15 protein-coding genes, 1 tRNA gene and 1 pseudogene are annotated in these 17,465 nt (G+C 56.2%); 5 read left to right on the top strand and 12 right to left on the bottom strand.

The features are described from left to right. Window positions 1-3: 3 nt before the first annotated feature. The 8 genes from citG to CKK19_RS00940 are packed head-to-tail and all read right to left on the bottom strand — an operon-like array spanning window position 4 to window position 7,315. Window positions 4-807: a triphosphoribosyl-dephospho-CoA synthase CitG gene (gene citG, locus CKK19_RS00975; RefSeq protein ID WP_063853783.1), complete on the bottom strand. Its 804-nt coding sequence runs from the start codon at window positions 805-807 to the stop codon at window positions 4-6. Then, entirely contained in the window at window positions 785-1,324 is a 540-nt protein-coding gene (gene citX, locus CKK19_RS00970; RefSeq protein WP_022649366.1) for a citrate lyase holo-[acyl-carrier protein] synthase, read from the bottom strand. The genes citG and citX overlap by 23 nt, the downstream gene beginning before the upstream one ends. A gap of 2 nt (window positions 1,325-1,326) precedes the next feature. Then, window positions 1,327-2,844, bottom strand: a complete 1,518-nt coding sequence (citF, locus tag CKK19_RS00965) for a citrate lyase subunit alpha (protein WP_023298575.1) — start codon at window positions 2,842-2,844, stop codon at window positions 1,327-1,329. 10 nt (window positions 2,845-2,854) lie between these two features. Beyond that, a complete protein-coding gene (gene citE, locus CKK19_RS00960) occupies window positions 2,855-3,730 on the bottom strand; it encodes a citrate (pro-3S)-lyase subunit beta (protein WP_023306921.1) in 876 nt (291 codons plus the stop codon). Continuing rightward, entirely contained in the window at window positions 3,727-4,020 is a 294-nt protein-coding gene (gene citD, locus CKK19_RS00955; RefSeq protein WP_063853782.1) for a citrate lyase acyl carrier protein, read from the bottom strand. Before citD ends, citE begins: the two co-directional genes overlap by 4 nt. Before the next feature lie 16 nt (window positions 4,021-4,036). Beyond that, the gene (citC, locus tag CKK19_RS00950; RefSeq protein WP_022649369.1) at window positions 4,037-5,059 is read right to left on the bottom strand and encodes a [citrate (pro-3S)-lyase] ligase; all 1,023 of its coding nucleotides are present in this window, start codon (window positions 5,057-5,059) and stop codon (window positions 4,037-4,039) included. Window positions 5,060-5,072: 13 nt separating this feature from the next. Beyond that, complete coding sequence (locus CKK19_RS00945; RefSeq protein ID WP_023298578.1) at window positions 5,073-5,936, bottom strand: fumarylacetoacetate hydrolase family protein; 864 nt, start codon at window positions 5,934-5,936, stop codon at window positions 5,073-5,075. A 17-nt stretch (window positions 5,937-5,953) separates the two neighbouring features. Continuing rightward, complete coding sequence (locus CKK19_RS00940) at window positions 5,954-7,315, bottom strand: 2-hydroxycarboxylate transporter family protein (RefSeq protein WP_022649371.1); 1,362 nt, start codon at window positions 7,313-7,315, stop codon at window positions 5,954-5,956. Window positions 7,316-7,660: 345 nt separating this feature from the next. Here CKK19_RS00940 and CKK19_RS00935 point away from each other — a divergent pair, with 345 nt between their 5' ends. Beyond that, window positions 7,661-9,298, top strand: coding sequence for a sensor histidine kinase (locus tag CKK19_RS00935; protein WP_063853781.1), 1,638 nt, complete (start codon window positions 7,661-7,663; stop codon window positions 9,296-9,298). After that, on the top strand, window positions 9,288-9,980 hold the full coding sequence (locus CKK19_RS00930; RefSeq protein WP_022649373.1) for a response regulator: 693 nt from the start codon (window positions 9,288-9,290) through the stop codon (window positions 9,978-9,980). The genes CKK19_RS00935 and CKK19_RS00930 overlap by 11 nt, the downstream gene beginning before the upstream one ends. A gap of 99 nt (window positions 9,981-10,079) precedes the next feature. Here CKK19_RS00930 and CKK19_RS00925 read toward each other — a convergent pair whose 3' ends face one another. Next, window positions 10,080-12,215 carry an ornithine decarboxylase gene (locus CKK19_RS00925; protein ID WP_022649374.1) on the bottom strand — a complete coding sequence of 712 codons (2,136 nt, stop codon included), beginning with the start codon at window positions 12,213-12,215 and terminating at the stop codon, window positions 10,080-10,082. Window positions 12,216-12,396: 181 nt separating this feature from the next. On the opposite strand from CKK19_RS00925, the gene CKK19_RS00920 reads away from it, so the two are divergent. The 3 genes and pseudogenes from CKK19_RS00920 (at window position 12,397) to CKK19_RS00910 (ending at window position 14,621) form a co-directional block, all read left to right on the top strand. Further along, window positions 12,397-13,110 (top strand): DUF554 domain-containing protein, encoded by a 714-nt coding sequence (locus CKK19_RS00920; RefSeq protein ID WP_003862452.1) that lies wholly within the window; start codon window positions 12,397-12,399, stop codon window positions 13,108-13,110. 95 nt (window positions 13,111-13,205) lie between these two features. Beyond that, window positions 13,206-13,281: transfer RNA gene (locus CKK19_RS00915), tRNA-Phe, on the top strand. Between the two features lie 521 nt (window positions 13,282-13,802). Beyond that, window positions 13,803-14,621, top strand: a pseudogene (locus CKK19_RS00910) (DUF4225 domain-containing protein). Here the strand turns inward: CKK19_RS00910 and CKK19_RS00905 are convergent. From CKK19_RS00905 to CKK19_RS00895, 3 genes are all read right to left on the bottom strand, one after another. Then, window positions 14,599-14,925 (bottom strand): hypothetical protein, encoded by a 327-nt coding sequence (locus CKK19_RS00905; RefSeq protein WP_023298582.1) that lies wholly within the window; start codon window positions 14,923-14,925, stop codon window positions 14,599-14,601. The pseudogene CKK19_RS00910 and the gene CKK19_RS00905 overlap by 23 nt on opposite strands. A gap of 401 nt (window positions 14,926-15,326) precedes the next feature. Then, window positions 15,327-17,114, bottom strand: coding sequence for a hybrid sensor histidine kinase/response regulator (locus CKK19_RS00900; RefSeq protein ID WP_045623040.1), 1,788 nt, complete (start codon window positions 17,112-17,114; stop codon window positions 15,327-15,329). Further along, the coding region (locus CKK19_RS00895) for a response regulator transcription factor (RefSeq protein ID WP_225455018.1) at window positions 17,111-17,465 on the bottom strand (355 nt) is incomplete at its 5' end. The genes CKK19_RS00895 and CKK19_RS00900, both read right to left, overlap by 4 nt.

Genomic DNA, 17,465 nt, shown 5'->3' with positions numbered 1-17,465 from the left:
CGGCTATTTTATTCCAGACAGCACCCACCCCACCGACAGCAAATCCGCGCTGCCACCCGGACTCAGGTTTCGTTCAATCAACGCGTTATCCATCCTAAGTAACGCATCCTGATCCCAGCCGTTCGCCAGCAGCTCCTGTGCATAATCCTGGACGTAGCGCAGCCCTTCAGTGCCGCCGCGCGAAACGAGATTACTGTCCTGGTTGATGGCCATCAGGCGCAATAACAGGTCATGAAGGGTGTTTCCCTTCCACTGCGCCAGCGCCTTACGCACCGTGCTGAAGCCGCTTTCTGCCTCACCGCGCGCGCCGGTTAAACCGTACTGTTGAAACTGTCGCTCTCCCGCCGTTGCCTGCCCGCTGCGCCCGCCCAGTTCCCGCGCCACGAGCCCACGACAGATGTTACTTACCTCACAACAGAGGCTATCCGCAGAGATATTTTTCACACGTCCGGCGGCGAAGCAGAGCAAACCAAGGGCAAAAATCCCGCCCTTGTGCGTGTTCACCCCGCCCGTGGCGGCGTACATCGCCTGCTCGCAGGCCATCCCCATCGGGCGGATAATCCGCAACTGCTGATCGGCAGGTTTGGCCGCATGTGCTTCACCCAGTTCCGCAAAACGGGCAAACCACGGCGTAATCGCCGCAATGCTGTGGACGAATAAGGTATGGTCCATATCGCGATGTGAGCCGTTATTGAGCCTGTCCACCAGCCCCGGTTTGGGCGTCAGCTCCAGCTCCTGCCACAGCGCCTCTGCGGCAAGCGCAGGGACATCAACCGGGCGCGGTTTAGTCGCGAGCAAACCAGTCATCTATCATTTTCTCCACGCGGGAAACCACCTGCTCAACGGGATGGTGCCGAGAACGGGAACAAGCGTGGGCAGGCTCGTCGCAAATCAGACAGCGCCTGAGGTGTGAACCCAACGACTGACGGCCAACGTGGCCGTTTTCAGGGCAGATCACATCCAGATCCCACAGTCTGCCGAGCGGGTGCGTCTGCTCCAGTTCAGCACAGTGCGCTTTAATTTCCGCCGCCGGATGCGCGACGCACCACAGCGCTTCAGGTCCGGTGGGTAGCCAGAGCACCTGGCGGTCCAGCACCTGCCAGCGGTTTTCCCACAGCAGCTGGTCGCACATCTGTAACGCCACGCCCATGGTGTTGCGATAGCGAAGGCTGTCTTTAATTTGCCCGGGCGTGACCAGCGTTAGGGAGATCACCGGTTGTTGATGGTGCGTAAGCCAGTCAGCCTGACGGGCTGCGCGGCGCTCTTTCGCCGCCAGCAGCGCGTCCAGGCTGACACCCGTCCGCACGGGTGTCGCAATAGTCATATTCACTCCTTTACCTGTCGAACGGTGTCGATCACGCTGCCGTCGCGGTAGCGGATCACCCCGACAATTTTGTCGGTGAACTCAATCGGTTTCGGTACGCCGGTCAGGGAAATCGCCCGCTCATAGAGCGCGTTGATATCTACAACCTTCAGGCCTGCTTCCATGAGTCGTTCGCGGATCTCCGGGCGCGCCGGGTTGACCGCAATACCGTGGTCGGTGACCAGCACGTCAATGCTCTCCCCCGGCGTGAGGCGCGTGGTAACGCGCTTCACGACGGTCGGGATGCGGCTTCGCAGCAGCGGCGCGACCACAATGGTCAGGTTGGCTGCCGACGCCACGTCGCAGTGCCCGCCGGATGCACCGCGCATCACGCCGTCGGATCCGGTGATGACGTTGACGTTAAAATCGACGTCGATTTCCAGCGCGCTGAGGATCACCACGTCGAGCTGGTCGCAGCTTGCCGCCTTGCTGCCGGGGTTGGCGTAGACGTTGGTGGAGATCTCCACGTGGTTCGGGTTGCGCGCCAGCGAGGCCGCTGCCTGGCCGTCAAAGCACTGGGTGTCGAGCAGCTTTTCGATGAGCCCCTTCTCGTGCAAATCCACCAGGCTGCCGGTGATACCGCCAAGGGCGAAGCGCGCCTTCACGCCGCTGCGCTCCATCTTCTCTTCCATAAAGCGGGTGCAGGCTGTCGCCGCCGCGCCGGAGCCGGTCTGCATCGAGAAACCTGGTTTGAAATAGCCTGAGTGCTCAATCACGTCCGCCGCATAGCGGGCAATCATCAGCTCGCGCGGGTTGCTGGTGACGCGCGCCGCACCGACGCTGATTTTCGCCGGGTCGCCCACGCTCTCCACCTGCACGATGTAGTCCACCTGATCCTGCACCAGGCTGGCGGGCATATTCGGGAACGGCACCAGCTCTTCGGTCAGCAGCACCACCTTACGGGCAAAGTGTGCGTCCACCATGGCGTAGCCCAGCGAACCGCAGCACGATTTGCCCTGCGTGCCGTTGGCGTTGCCAAACTCATCGCTGCACGGCACGCCGAGAAATGCCACGTCGATATTCAGCTCGCCATCCTGGAGCAGCTTCACGCGCCCCCCGTGGGAGTGAATTTGTACCGGCTCGTCCATCAGCCCGTGCGAGATGGCCTCCGCCAGCCTGCCGCGCATACCGGAGGTGTAAATTCGGGCGATCACGCCGTTTTGAATATGCTCGATCAGCGCGTCGTTGCAGGTCATCAGCGAGCTGGAGGCCAGGGTCAAATTTTTAAAACCCATCCGCGCCAGCAGCGCCACAACGGTGTTGATCACCCGGTCGCCTTCGCGAAAGGCATGGTGGAAAGAGATGGTCATCCCGTCCTGCAAGCCGCTGCGCATGACGGCTTCTTCGAGGGAGGCGCAAAGCTTACGGTTGTGTTTCGCCTCGCTGTCCGCCAGCCACGGCGTCGCGCTGTGGGCGGTATCAAAGGGCTTCAGATCCCGCAGATGGGGGAAATTCACATGGAGAAGTTCTGTCTGATTCATTATGTCATCCTTACCGACGCACGCCGGAGGCCGCCGCGCGCTCCAGCACCACCTGCGCGTGGTTAATAATCGGTGCATCCACCATTTTGCCGTTGAGCGAGACCACGCCCAGGCCGTTACGCTCGCCCTCTTCTGCCGCTTCAATCACCCGTTTCGCGTGATCCACCTCTTCCTGAGTCGGGGCGTAGGCGTTGTGCAGCAGGTCAATCTGGCGCGGGTTAATCAGCGATTTGCCGTTAAAGCCCATCTTGCGGATCAGATCGACCTCGCGCAGGAACCCGGCTTCGTCGTTAACGTCTGACCACACCACGTCGAAAGCGTCGATGCCCGCAGCGCGAGCGGCGTGCAGCACAGCGCAGCGGGCGTAGAACAGCTCGGTGCCGTCGCCGCGCTCGGTCTGCATGTCCATTACGTAGTCAAAGGCGGCCAGCGCGATGCCGATCAGGCGCGGGGAGCTGCGGGCAATCGCCACGGCGTTGATGACGCCAATGGCCGATTCAATCGCCGCCATCACGCGGGTGGAACCTACTTCACGCCCGCACTCCTGCTCAATGCGCTCGAGGTGGCCTTCCAGCTCGTAGATATCGTCCGGGGTGTCGGTTTTTGGCAGGCGAATCACGTCTACGCCCGCGCGTACGGCGGCCTCCAGATCCAGCAGGCCAAACGGCGTGCTCAGCGGGTTAATACGCACCACGGTTTCGATATCCTGATACATCGGGTGCTGCAACGCGTGGAACACCAGCATGCGTGCGGTGTCTTTCTCGCGCAGGGCCACGGCGTCCTCAAGGTCAAACATGATGGAGTCGGGGCGGTAGATAAAGGCGGTGGAGAGCATGGCGGCATTGGCGCCCGGCAGGAACAGCATACTGCGGCGGAGTTTACTCATTTCAGCGCCCCCCAGTTGATGGCCTGTTCATCGGCGGCACGCAGAAGCGCGCTTTGCAGGCGGGCGCGGATCACACAGTCCAGCGCCCCTTTGTCTTCAATAATGATTAATCCCTGGTGCACTTTCATGGCGCGCAATGTGTCGTTGACCACCTGGCGTATTTGCTCGCCAAACTGCTTAATCACTTCACTGTGGATGACAATCTCCAGCTCACCGTGAGCGGGGGCGATTTTCACCATCAGGTCGCTGGACTCCTGCGTTCCGGCCAGCGCCTCCCTTACAATATTCATGATAAATTCCTGATAGTTATGCGACTTCCGCACTCGCACGATAATGTGCTTCGAGGTGCGCGAAGGTGGAGTCCGGAACAATCTCCCGGATCCGGGAAAACTGCTGTGTCTTGAGTAAACGGCGCACTTCCGAGGCCGAAATGGCGTTGCCGGTGGCTTTGATGCGCGGCATTTCCACCACGTCGATGTGCGAGGCCAGCAGATCGTGCAGCGTCTGGTTGTACTGGCGGGTGATATCGCAGAACGGCTCCGAGCCGATGAAGCGGTGCGTGATGCCCAGCGCCGGGGCGATAAAGTCCCGGAAGATCAGCACGTCGATCTCGCTCCACGCCTGCTGCACTTTGCCGGTCTCCTTCAGGAAGTAGGCCGGAAACGTGGCGCGGGAGATGATGTACTGCGAGCCTTCATGCACCACCACGTTCGGCAGATGCGCCACGCCCGCGCGCACCATCTCAAGGCGCGCGCTGAACGGGAAGAACGAGGCGTCTTCACGCACCACGAACAGATGCAGAGCATCGCACTGCGCCGCCGCCTGCTCCACCAGATGACGGTGACCGAGGGTGAACGGGTTGGCGTTCATCACGATGGCACCAATCTTCTCCCCACACTTGCGGCTAGCGCGCAGGGATCGGCAGTAGCGCACGATCCCTTGCGGAGTGTTCTCCATTAGCACCGCGTTGTTCCCACTCTGGGCAACCGGCCAGAAACCGCTGCGGCCAAAGCGCTCCTTATTACACGGACGGGTGCAGAGGAAGAGGTGAAAATGGCCGCGCTCCAGCGCCGCATTTTCCACCTCTGCCAGCAGACGCGCGCTGAGGTTTTCCCCACGAAGCTGCTCGTTGACCGCCACGCACTTGATGACGTTGGCAGCAAGTCCGGCGCAACCCACCAGCTGCGCGCCGGACCAGGCTTCAACAAACAGCGTGATGTCGTTGTCCAGGCCAAGGCCGCTGTCTGCCAGCAGGTAGCGGATCTGGCTTAAGCGTTCCGGGTGTTTCGCCACAACGGTGTGGCGAAAATCAATGGGTTGCGATTGCATGCTGCCGCCTTACTCAGTGCGCTGCCGCGAGCCCGACGGCTGGCGCTTCCACGATCACGTTGCTCAGATGACCGATATGTTCGATCTCCACCTCAATGCGATCCCCCTCCTTCATAAACAGTGGCGGGTTGCGCTTTTTACCCACCCCGCCAGGCGAGCCGGTGATGATCACGTCGCCCGGGCTGAGACGGGTGAAGGTGCTGATGTACTCGATCAGCTCCGCCACCTTGTGGATCATGCTGCTGGTGTTGTCCTCCTGCACCATGCGGCCGTTCAGCCAGGTGCGGATCGCCAGGCTGTGCGGGTCCGGGATCTCATCCGCCGTCGCCATCCACGGGCCGAACGCCCCGGTCTGCCGCCAGTTTTTCCCGGCGGTGAACCAGGTGTGCTGCCAGTCGCGGGCGGAGCCGTCCATGTAGCAGCTGTAGCCCGCCACGTGGCGCAGGGCGTCGTCGCGGCTGATGTTCTCCCCGCCTTTGCCGATGATCACCGCCAGCTCGCCTTCGTAGTCGAACTCGCTGGAGTGGCGCGGCTTCAGCACCGGCTCGTTGTGGCCGGTCTGTGAATCCGGGAAGCGGACAAACAGGGTCGGGGCCGGGTTATGCTGATCAAACTCCTTGCGCTTGTCGGCATAGTTCATGCCCACGCAGAGAATTTTTTCCGGCTGGACAATCACCGGTAAGAAGGTGATGGCGTTCAGCGGTACATCCACCGCGTCGTTCAGAAAACGGGTGGCCTGCGCCAGCCCGTTCCCCTGCAACAGCGCTTTAAGGTCGCCATAGCGGTCGCCCAGGCGGCGGCCTAAATCAATCACGCCCCCGGCCTGAACGATGCCGTAGCTGCGTTTACCCTGGTATAAAAAGCTTGCGAGTTTCATTGTTCTTTCCTGAAAACTTAAACGAGGAAGTTGCCCAGAATCAGCAGTGAGACAGAGACGTTAATCGCCCCGCCGATACGGGTAGCAATCTGGGCGAATGGCATCAGGCTCATGCGGTTGCCTGCGGTCAGGATCGCCACGTCACCGGTACCGCCCTGCCCGCTCTGACAGCAGGAGACGATGGCGACATCAATCGGGTGCATACCAATCTTTTTGCCAACGAAGAATCCGGTTGCCACCAGCGCGGAAACGGTGCTGATAATCACCAGCAGGTTGCTGACGGTGAACGCCGCCACCAGTTCATGCCATGGGGTAATCGCCACGCCAACGGCGAAGAGAATCGGGTAGGTCACGGAGGTCTGGAAGAATTTGTACACCACCTGAGAACCCTCCAGCAGACGCGGAGAGGCGCCATTACAGAGCTTCACCAGCACCGCCATAAACAACATGCCCACCGGCGCTGGCAGACCAATCAGCTTGTGACCGAGCATGCCCAGCATGTACAGCAGCACCGCCAGCAGCGCGCCGGAGGCGATGGTGGTCACATCCGCTTTGCCGGAGAACGCGGGTTGAGAGACGGTGGCATCGGCGTTGGCGCGGTTAGGCATCAGCTGGCCTTCACCGGTCAGGTGCGGGTAGCGTTTCCCGAGCTGGTTGAGGCAACCGGAGATGATGATCGCCGTCAGGCCGCCGAGCATTACCATCGGCAGCACGCGGCCGAGCGCCACGCCCTGATCCATGTGCAGCAGGGTGGCATAGCCGATAGAGAGCGGGATCGCCCCTTCCCCGACGCCGCCCGCCATGATCGGCAGAATGATAAAGAAGAAGATCTGGAACGGCTCGAGGCCCAGCGCCAGCCCAACGCCCATGCCGACAATCATGCCGACGATTTCACCGCACAGCATCGGGAAGAAGATGCGCAGGAAGCCCTGGATCAGCACGGTGCGGTTCATGCTCATGATGCTGCCGACAATAATGCAGCAGATATAGAGGTAGAGAATATTGGTGGATTTATAGAATTTGGTCGTGGACTCGACCACCACGTCCGGCAGCAGGCCGTAATAGACCAACGCGGAAGGGATAAAGGTGGCGCAAATTGCCGCCGCGCCGAGCTTGCCGACAATCGGCAGGCGTTTGCCGAACTCGCCGCAGGCAAAGCCGAAGAAGGCCAGCGTGGCCACCATGACTACGATGTCGCTCGGCAGTTTTCCGCCCAGGCAATCTATCGCAATCAGCGCGCCCGCCAGAACGAACAGTGGCAGAGGAATAATGCCGATTTTCCAGGTATCCATAATATGCCACCAGCGCTCTTTGAGCGATGGCCGCTGAATATCAATCGGGTCGTGGGTAACAGAGAATGAATCGTCAGTTGTGCTCATAATAAGCCCCTTAGTTATTTTGTGCGTCCAGCTTAGAGTCACAAAGGCTTACTTTATGTGAGGGATGGCATATTAAAAGCGAAGTTTTAATGGCCGCTATGGTTTTAATGGTTTCTTTTATTTAATGTGATTTATGCCTTATTTATTGCCGTGGTTTTTATGGTTTCTTTTCTTAACTGAACAAAGAAATAACATTTATTCATTTAACCTTAAGAGGATGAGACTTTCGGAAAAATCTTTTACAGGCTGCGCTGTGCAAGGGATCACAAGTTTTCGGCAAAGCGGGCATCCTGGCCTTAAAAGATGATATATTCAGCCGACCTGTTGATATCTCGCGTGATAGTTATGAAAGTATCGTTTCAGATCAAGCTGTTTATTTCGCTGGTCGCCTTTTTCTCAGTGCTGTTCGCATTACTGGGCGGATATTATTATGTCGATGTCGGCAGGCAGCTTTATCAGGAAATGAGCGCGCGCGCAAAAATACAGGCCGAAGAAATTGCGCTTATTCCTTCTTTGCGAAAAGAAGTCGAACAAAAGGATATCCAGGGCATCCATGACTTTATGCAGAAAATAGCTGCCCGCAGCGACGCCAGTTTTATTGTGATTGGTGACAATAAAGGGCTGCATCTTTTCCATTCCGTGTTTGCCGACCGGGTAGGCAAAACGCTGGTTGGCGGAGACAACGACGAGGTATTACACGGCAAAAGCACCATCACCATCCGCAAGGGCGGGTTAGGCATTTCGCTGCGCAGCAAAGCGCCCATTTTTAATGATGCCGGGCAGGTGGTGGGGATTGTTTCGGTAGGCTATCTCACAAGCTATCTGGACACCATCACCGTCAGCAAGGTGGTTAATATCCTGATTGCCGCCGTGCTGCTGCTTATCGCCCTGTTTATTTTCTCCTGGTTCTTCACCCGCAGCATCAAGAAGCAGATATTCTCTCTGGAGCCGCGCGAAATCGGCCTGCTGGTGCGTCAGCAAAAGGCGATGATGGAATCCATTTATGAAGGGGTGATTGCCATCGACGACGATCTCCGCATTGAGGTGATTAACCAGGCGGCGCGTAAATTATTAGGCTTACGCCAGCCCGCCCGCGAACTGCGGGGTCAACTCATCAGCCAGGTGATCGCGCCCGTCCCGTTCTTTAACGCACAAACCATGCTTGCGAAAGACACCCACGATGAGATCTGTCGCTTTAACGATCTCACGGTCATTGCCAGCCGGGTGCGGATCATGCTGGAAGATGCGTTGCAGGGCTGGGTGATCACCTTTCGCGATCGCAACGAGATCGACTCGCTCAGCGCCCAGCTCAGCCAGGTGAAGCGCTATGTTGATAACCTGCGCATTATGCGCCATGAACAGCTGAACCGCATGACCACGCTGTCCGGCCTGCTGCATATGGGCCGTTATGACGAGGCAATTCGCTATATACAGGCGCAGTCTGAACACGCTCAGGAGCTGCTGGACTTTATCTCGTCCCGCTTTAGCTCCCCGACGCTGTGCGGTTTGCTGCTTGGAAAGGCCGCCCGCGCGCGTGAAAAAGGCGTTGAGCTGAGCTTCGATCCGGCCTGCCGGGTGGACAAACCCTTCCTGCCGCTGCTCGAATCGGAACTAGTCTCGATCATCGGGAACTTGCTGGATAACGCCATCGAAGCGACCCAGCGCGCCCCGCTCCCGCATGCCCCGGTAGACGTGCTAATAAAGTTGAACGAGCAGGAACTGATTATTGAAGTCGCCGACCAGGGCGTCGGCATCACACCGGCGATCCGCGACCGCATCTTTGAGCGCGGCATCACTACCAAAACGCGCGGCGATCACGGTATTGGCCTGTATCTGATTGAAAGCTACGTCACGCAGGCTGGCGGTGCAATTGAAGTTGCCGATAACACCCCACGCGGTGCCATTTTCTCACTGTTTATTCCCGCCACGGGAACGGTCCGGTACCCCGTACAGGAACTGGAAGATACCGACTATGCAACATGAACTTATCGACGTACTGATTGTTGAAGACGAGAACGAACTGGCGCAACTGCACGCGGAGCTTATCGGTAAACATCCGCGCCTGAGGCTGGTGGGGATTGCCGCGTCACTGGCCGACGCGCAGGTACAACTGGAGAGCAAACAGCCGAAGCTGATGCTGCTGGATAACTATCTGCCGGACGGCAAAGGCATCACCCTTATCAGCAACCCGATGCTCACCCGCGCCAACTGCTCGGTGATTTTCATCACCGCCGCCAGCGATATGGACACCTGTAGCCAGGCCATTCGTAACGGCGCGTTCGACTACATCCTCAAGCCGGTTTCCTGGAAGCGCCTGAGCCAGTCGCTGGAACGTTTTGTGCAGTTTGCCGAACAGCAGCGCGTCTGGAAGATTGTCGACCAGCAGAACGTGGATTCACTCTATCAGCTACAGGCGAAAAATTATCGACTGGACAACGGCAGCAAAGGGATAGAGGAGAACACGCTGGCGCGGGTGCAAACGCTGTTTAACAACAAGGCGGCGCACTGCTTTACGGTGGATGAGGTGGTGAGCGAGACGGGACTGAGTAAAACCACCACCCGGCGCTATCTGGAACACTGCGTGGAGGTGGGTTTTCTGACGGTGGAGATGCTGTACGGGAAGATTGGGCATCCGAGAAGGATGTACCGGCGTAGTGCGACTTAACTCCCCTCACCCCGGCCCTCTCCCCAAAGGGGCGAGGGTGAAAAGACGGCTCCGTGCAATCTCTTCTCCCCTTTGGGGAGGGGGTTAGGGTGAGGGGCCCTACTTTAACACGTACCCATACAGTCGCTTGATCCCGTCGGCATCCTTCTCGCTGTAAACGCCCTGCAACTCTGGCGAGAAACCCGGCAGCATATTAATGCCCTCTTCCAGCGCCAGGAAGTAGCGCTGTACTGCTCCACCCCAGACTTCCCCCGGTACCACGCACAGCACGCCCGGCGGGTATGGCAGCGCACCTTCGGCGGCAATGCGTCCTTCGGCGTCACGAATACGCACCAGTTCGACATTCCCGCGAATGTACTCCTGGTTGGCATCCTGCGGGTTCATCACCACGGCAGGCAGGCTCTCCTGGCGGAACATCGCCTTCTGTAAATCCTTCACGTTAAAGCTGACGTAGAGATCGTGCATCTCCTGGCACAGCTGACGGATCGTATAGTCGCGGTAACGCACCGGGTATTTCTGATAGATGGTCGGCAGCACATCCACGAGCGGCGTATCGTCTTCAATATGCTGTTCAAACTGCCCCAGCATCGCCACCAGCTGCATTAGCTTCTCCGCGCTCTCGGCTGGCGTCAGCAGGAACAGGATGGAGTTGAGATCGCACTTCTCCGGCACAATGCCGTTTTCGCGCAGGTAGTGGGCGAGAATGGTCGCCGGAATGCCGAAATCGGTATAGTGCCCTGTTTCCGCATCAATGCCCGGCGTGGTCAGCAGCAGCTTGCACGGATCGACGAAATACTGTTCACGGGCATAGCCTTCAAAACCGTGCCATTTTGCACCCGGTTCAAAACTAAAGAAGCGACGCTCGCTGGCGATAGCCTGCGTGGGGTGATCCTGCCATGGCCGACCCGCCACCACCGGTGGGATAAAGGGTTTGATCATATTGCAGTTGGCGATGATGGCCTTGCGCGCTTCAATGCCCAGCTCGACGCACTCAGCCCACAACCTGCGTCCGCTCTCACCCTCGTGGATCTTGGCGTTCACGTCCAGCGCCGCAAACAGCGGGTAAAACGGGCTGGTGGAGGCATGCAGCATGAACGCATTGTTCAGCCGCTTGTGCGGGCAGAAGCGCGATTGACCGCGAATATGGTTATCCTTTTTATGGATCTGTGAGGTTTGCGAGAACCCGGCCTGCTGTTTGTGGACCGACTGGGTCACGAAAATTCCCGGATCGTTCTCGTTCAGTTCCAGCAGAAGCGGAGACGTTTCCGCCATCATCGGGATAAATTGCTCGTAGCCGACCCAGGCGGAGTCAAAGAGGATGTAGTCGCAAAGGTGACCGATCTTGTCGATCACCTGACGGGCGTTGTAGATCGTGCCGTCGTAGGTGCCGAGCTGAATGATCGCCAGACGGAACGGGCGCGCCTCGGCGGCTTTCTGCGGCGCGACGTCACGGATCAGTTCCCGCAGCCAGGCCTCATCAAAGCAGTGTTCATCGATCCCGCCGATAAAACCAAACGGATTACGGGCTGCCTCAAGATAGACAGGCGTTGCCCCGGCCTGGATCAGCGCCCCATGATGGTTGGACTTATGGTTGTTACGATCGAACAGCACCAGATCGCCACGGGTCAGAAGCGCATTGGTCACCACTTTATTGGCCGCCGACGTGCCGTTCAGCACGAAGTAGGTTTTATCCGCGTTGAACACTTTCGCCGCGAACTTTTGCGCGTGCTTGGCAGAACCTTCGTGGATCAGCAAATCACCGAGCTTCACGTCGGCATTGCACATATCGGCACGAAACACGTTTTCACCGAAGAAGTCGTAAAACTGCCGCCCGGCGGGATGTTTTTTAAAAAAGGCGCCGTGCTGGTGACCCGGACAGGCAAAGGTGCTGTTTCCCATCGCCACATACTGGCTCAGGGTGTCAAAAAAGGGTGGCAGCAGGTTCTCTTCATACCGGCAGGCGGCAGATTCCAGTTCCAGCAATTCCTGTGCTTTACCCGAGATGATCGCCGTGACACCCTCTGGCACCTCTCCTGGCTCTGTTGAGAACATAAATACCGGTAGCTGAAAGCCCGTACGTTTCAGCAACGCAAGAATGCCGCTGTAGCTTTCAACAACCGTAATGACGACTGCCGCCACATCGGTGAAATCGGTGTTATCCAGCATAACCTTTTCGCGATGCGTAGAAACTTTGGATACCAGCTCACGGCTGACGGCAATTTTCATGGTTTTCATAAGCGCAAATACCCTCACCGAACGGTGAGACAGGAAGGAGAAAATTCGCGCAATCATGTCACCTTTTATTTTCAGGTGCAAGAAGGAATCAGTATGCGTTACGCCTCCCAAAGCTAAGCATAATCAGGGACGGACGTGCCATAATCATGCAATGCCAGTGCTTAAATAACAGGAGTTAAACGTGGTGATTGGACCCTTTATCAATGCGGGAGCCGTATTGCTGGGCGGTGTACTTGGGGCAGTATTAAGCCAGCGGTTGCCGGAGCGTATTCGCGTCTCCATGCCCTCCATTTTTGGCCTGGCGTCGTTAGGGATTGGTATCCTTTTAGTGGTGAAATGCGCCAACCTGCCGGTGATGGTACTGGCGACGCTGCTCGGCGCGCTGATCGGCGAGTTTTGCTATCTGGAAAAAGGCATTAATCACGCGGTAGGCAAAGCCAAAAATCTGATTGCCCGACCGGGCAAGGCAAAGCACGGCACGCACGAGTCGTTTATTCAGAACTACGTTGCGATCATTATTCTGTTCTGCGCCAGCGGCACGGGGATATTCGGTTCGATGCAGGAAGGGATGACCGGCGATCCCAGCATACTGATTGCGAAAGCGTTTCTGGATTTCTTTACTGCCACCATCTTTGCCACCACCCTCGGCATCGCCGTGGCGGCGATTTGTGTACCGATGCTGCTTATACAGCTGGCGCTGGCCACCTGCGCCACGCTGATCCTGCCGCTGACGACGCCTGCGATGATGGCGGACTTTACCGCCGTCGGCGGCCTGCTGCTGCTGGCGACAGGGCTGCGCATCTGTGGCATTAAGATGTTTGCAGTGGTGAACATGCTCCCTGCCCTGCTGCTCGCGATGCCGCTTTCCGCGCTCTGGACGCACTTTTTCGCTTAAGTTTGCGACGAAATGGTGAGAGAGTGTGCAGTCTGCACCGAAAACAACAAATTTCGTTGACGTCGGAGGGAGGATCGGGTTTAATGCGCCCCGTTGCCCGGATAGCTCAGTCGGTAGAGCAGGGGATTGAAAATCCCCGTGTCCTTGGTTCGATTCCGAGTCCGGGCACCACTTATTTATAACCCTCGCTTCGGCGGGGGTTTTTGCTTTCTGAGTCAGCAACTCGTTGTTTGAACAGTAGTTACCGCCCTTATCTCTCCTCCGGCCCCGCTTCCCGGTGGTACAACTGGCGTTGTTTACCGCCTTTACCGCCACACAGAAGCAGAAAAACCTGACCTTCACCGATCTATTTGAGCATTACAAATGCACATATCAATTGGACAGAGCCCGACAGAGCGGCATCACGTATCCGTGATTACCCCCCATCGGCTAACTGTTTTATTAGATTCATCGGTGGTAAATCCATCCGGGACATCCTGAAAAGTGACCTTTCGGCGTTCCGTACACTGCTGGAACAGGCCCTGGCTAACCGCAGTAAAGTAGGCCGAGGAACGAAGCTGTAAAAAGCGACTTCTACTTCAGACACCGTAACCACATTGCTACTATATTGTGTGTGCGTTGGCACGCATGGCTGTCATGGGGGCGTTTATCAGTCTAAGCAGAGGCCGGTAAAGCAATTGAGAGGAACTACAATGGATGCAGCATTACTTAACATGATGCGCTCAGATGGAAGAAATAAAGCCTGGGCGGAAACTATGGTGAATATGGAAGCCAGGAAACTGGTAAATACAGCCAACACTCTGTCGGCTTTTCATCTCAGCGATAGTTTGACTCGAATGAAGTTTGTTCAGGAAATTCGGGACCTCATAGAACATCAGTTTACGTTAGCTCGTCGGGCTAAATCAGATGAAGAATGCATGGAATGCGTTAAAATTCTCAGAGAAGAAAACAGTAACCTGCTGGAACAAGCGCGTTAATTAAGAACGAAGGCAGCGAAGCTTTGCGCTAAAGTCGAGTTTATCCGAGAGAATAACAAAATTGTTGGGTATGTGATCTCGGCTGTTAGTGTTGTCCTGGCCGGTGCTGAAATAGCCGCAGGATTTACCCTCATAGGCACTATGACCCCTCTCGGGGTTCTTGCTGGTGCGATTCTGGTTACTGACGGGACAAACAGCATCAGTAAAGAAGTGGCTCGCTACGCAACTAACAACACTACCAGTGAAGGGCTGGTCGCGAATGCCGCGATGTCTACAGCTGAGTTTATGGGCTTTAGTCGTGAGAATGGGTTAGGTGTCTACAAATCAATTTCACTGGCCGCTAATGCGTACACCATTTTTGGCTTGTTACGGCGACCTGGTACCTGGCGACTGTTTCGTTATCTCCCTGCTGACTATTACCGAAAGGTGAGCACACTGAGCCGCCCGCAGCTTACAATGAAAATAGCGGGTTATGGCGTGAAAGCTAAGATTATTTTTGATCTGTTGTCCGTCAGCGACCCGTCCCAGAATTAGTCAGCATTTTACGATAACGCCAGGATTTGTAGCCAAGTTTTGCTGGCGTTATATACCAGATGAAAGGTAGTACAATCAATAATGTGAGCGCAAGTGTCAGGCTTGTATCCTTGGATGCAAGTAAAAGAGTTAAAGCCAGTATGATGAAGGCAATAATAGTTATCCACTTCATAGCCTTAAAACGATTGGCCAGATCATGAGTTACGCTATCAAACGAACCACCGTAATTTTCAATATTGTTTTTTAACTTTTGAAGATCTCGTTTGCTAAAACCTGATTTTAAAAGTGCCTCTTCGCTGGTCATTCTATTATCCGTCCCATAACTCACTGAAACCTGTGACGAAGTTTAACTTAATTTTGCGGATAAATCGCTACCTGACGATATTCGTCAAATCTATATATATCAACGAGTTGAAGATATCTTAGAGTATACGCTCGAAAACTGACATTATTGCCCACTGCGGAACTTCGCTGGTAGCAACTCTAATGACTCCTTCGGGGCCGTTTCCAACATCTCCCGCCCTGCCCGGTAGAAGCAACATGCAGATCACCACAGGAGGCTGAATCATGCACGATGAAATCATTAATCAGGCCCGCGAAATCCTCCCTCAGCGGCTCAACCATACCGACACATTGGCATCACAGCAGGACACCGCGTACTATCTGGCCCTACAGTGAAGCGCAATGCTGCTATTATCTATTCCCCTATCCACGACACCCTGACCACTGCGTCAGCAGCGCATGCAGTTTAGCCGGCTCCAGAGGCTTGCGCAGCACCAGATACCCTTCCTGCTCCGCCTCCAGCAGAACCGGTGAATTAAATTCGCCGCTGACTATGGCGCCGCTCATATCCGGCAGACGGTCAAAAAGCGCTTTCAGGATATCGAAGCCGCTTTCGCCGGATCGCAGACGCTGGTCGCACAGCACGGCGAACGGCGTAAAGCCGTCGTCGATTATGGCAAACGCTTCTTCAGCCGAGGCCGCACAGCGTACGTCGATTCCCCAGACGCTCATCAGGCTCTCCCAGGCAGACGTCACCAGCGGGTCGTCATCGACGACCAGGCAGGAACCGTGCAGCGGGGCATAGCGTACCGGCGTGGCGGTGTTGTCAGCGGCGGGCGGGATATCCAGGGCGCTATCTTCGCCAGCATATTGGGTGAAGCGCATCCAGAAGCGTGAGCCTTTCCCTTCAATGGATTGCATCCCGTATTTCACCTTCATCAGCTTGGCACAACGGGCCACTACGGCCAGTCCCAGCCCGTGTCCGGCGCTGTCGATCTTCCATGCCAGCTCGGGGCGGTAGTAAGGTGAGAAGATTTTGCCCTTCTCTTCATCGGCGATACCGACTCCCGTGTCCCACACCTCCACCATACACTCGTCACCGCGCGGTCGGATGGCGACCAGCACCCCGCCCTGGAGCGTGTAACGAAGGGCGTTTTGAATCAGGTTAATCAGGGACTGTCGTACCAGCAGCGAATCGCCCATCACGTAGATACGGCGTTTAGGCCGCCGGATGCACAGCCTAAGCGCGCGGCTGTTGGCCTCTTCGCGAAACAGCGTGATGACCGAGTCGAGCAGAGCACCGATATCCACTTTGGTCGGGACAGAGAGGACATTCCCGGATTCTATTTTGCTGAGATCGAGCAGAGAGTTGAGCATTAAATGTACCGAGCGAACGCTCTGCTGCAGGTCAAGAAGCTGTGGCGTCAGGCTGTCGTCCCGGTTTCGGTGGAGGATGGCTTCGATCAGAAAGCCCATAGCGTGTACGGGCTGGCGCAGATCGTGGCTGGCGGTGGTCAGAAACTGATTTTTATCCAGCAGTGCCTGCTCCGCGTCCTCTTTGGCCTGACGAAACTGTTCCGCCAGGCGTGAGCTTTTTTCCTCAAGCAGTGCCTGCTGAATAAAGAACGCATGGGAAGTTAACGCATGGCGGTAAATTGCGAACCCGTAAAGCAGATTCAGCATGAGCACGATGAACATCAACTCATCCAGCCGCCAGATAATACCGAGGTTCAGCACCCCCCATGAGGCGAAGAAAAAACGCGTAAAGGTGCTGATGACCGGCGTCAGATGCGTCGCATTGGCGGCGACGATAGCGGCGATGCTGATATTAAGTAACAGGAAAAAGTCAAAATTCTGCGTCTGTGGAGTAATTAAATAGAGCGAAGAAATGCCCAGCCCGTGAATAAAGGCGATATTATTAATACGCGGAAGCCAGCGTCGCAGGACGTCCCTATCACCGTTTTCTTTCGCTTCACGCTGATAGCGTCGGTGCAATAGTCGTATCGCCACGGCACATAGCAGATAAATAATTATCCAGATAATCGTTGGGCCGAGGTCGTCCCCAAGCATATAAATCCAGATGGCGAAAGGAATACCCACAAAGGGCACAGCACTAAAGCTAAATACCAGCCGCAGAAAGGTGTTGTTTAGCAAACGGATCTGCGCCGGAGCAGAGATACCTTCGTTTTGTAAGCTCTGGAAAAACCTCATTCCGACGGTTCCTGCTTGCCGTGCAGAAGCGTGATGGCTTCGACCCGGCTGTTAACACCTATCTTTTTCAATATATTGCTGATGTGTTCTTTGACCGTGGGCTCAGAAATTGAAAGCTGTGCGGCGATTCGTTTATTTGGCAGGCCGCGCATAATCATATTTAATACGTCTATTTGTCGCGGCGTTAAGTTAAATTTACTTAACTTCTCATTATTTGCCTTAACGGAAATTTCGTTTCCCTCAGGAAACCAGGTCTGATTATCACTGAGTGCGAAAACGGCCCGCGAGAACATCTCAGGTGGCTCGCTTTTCAATACAAAACCGTGGCCCCCTGAAGTGAACCCCATATAT

Origin of the sequence: Enterobacter sp. CCUG 70166 (assembly GCF_020224095.1) — a bacterium.
GTDB classification, from domain to species: Bacteria; Pseudomonadota; Gammaproteobacteria; order Enterobacterales; family Enterobacteriaceae; genus Enterobacter; species Enterobacter intestinihominis.
Note: the sequence above shows the minus strand (reverse complement) of the source record. Positions and strands in the feature narration are given on the sequence as shown.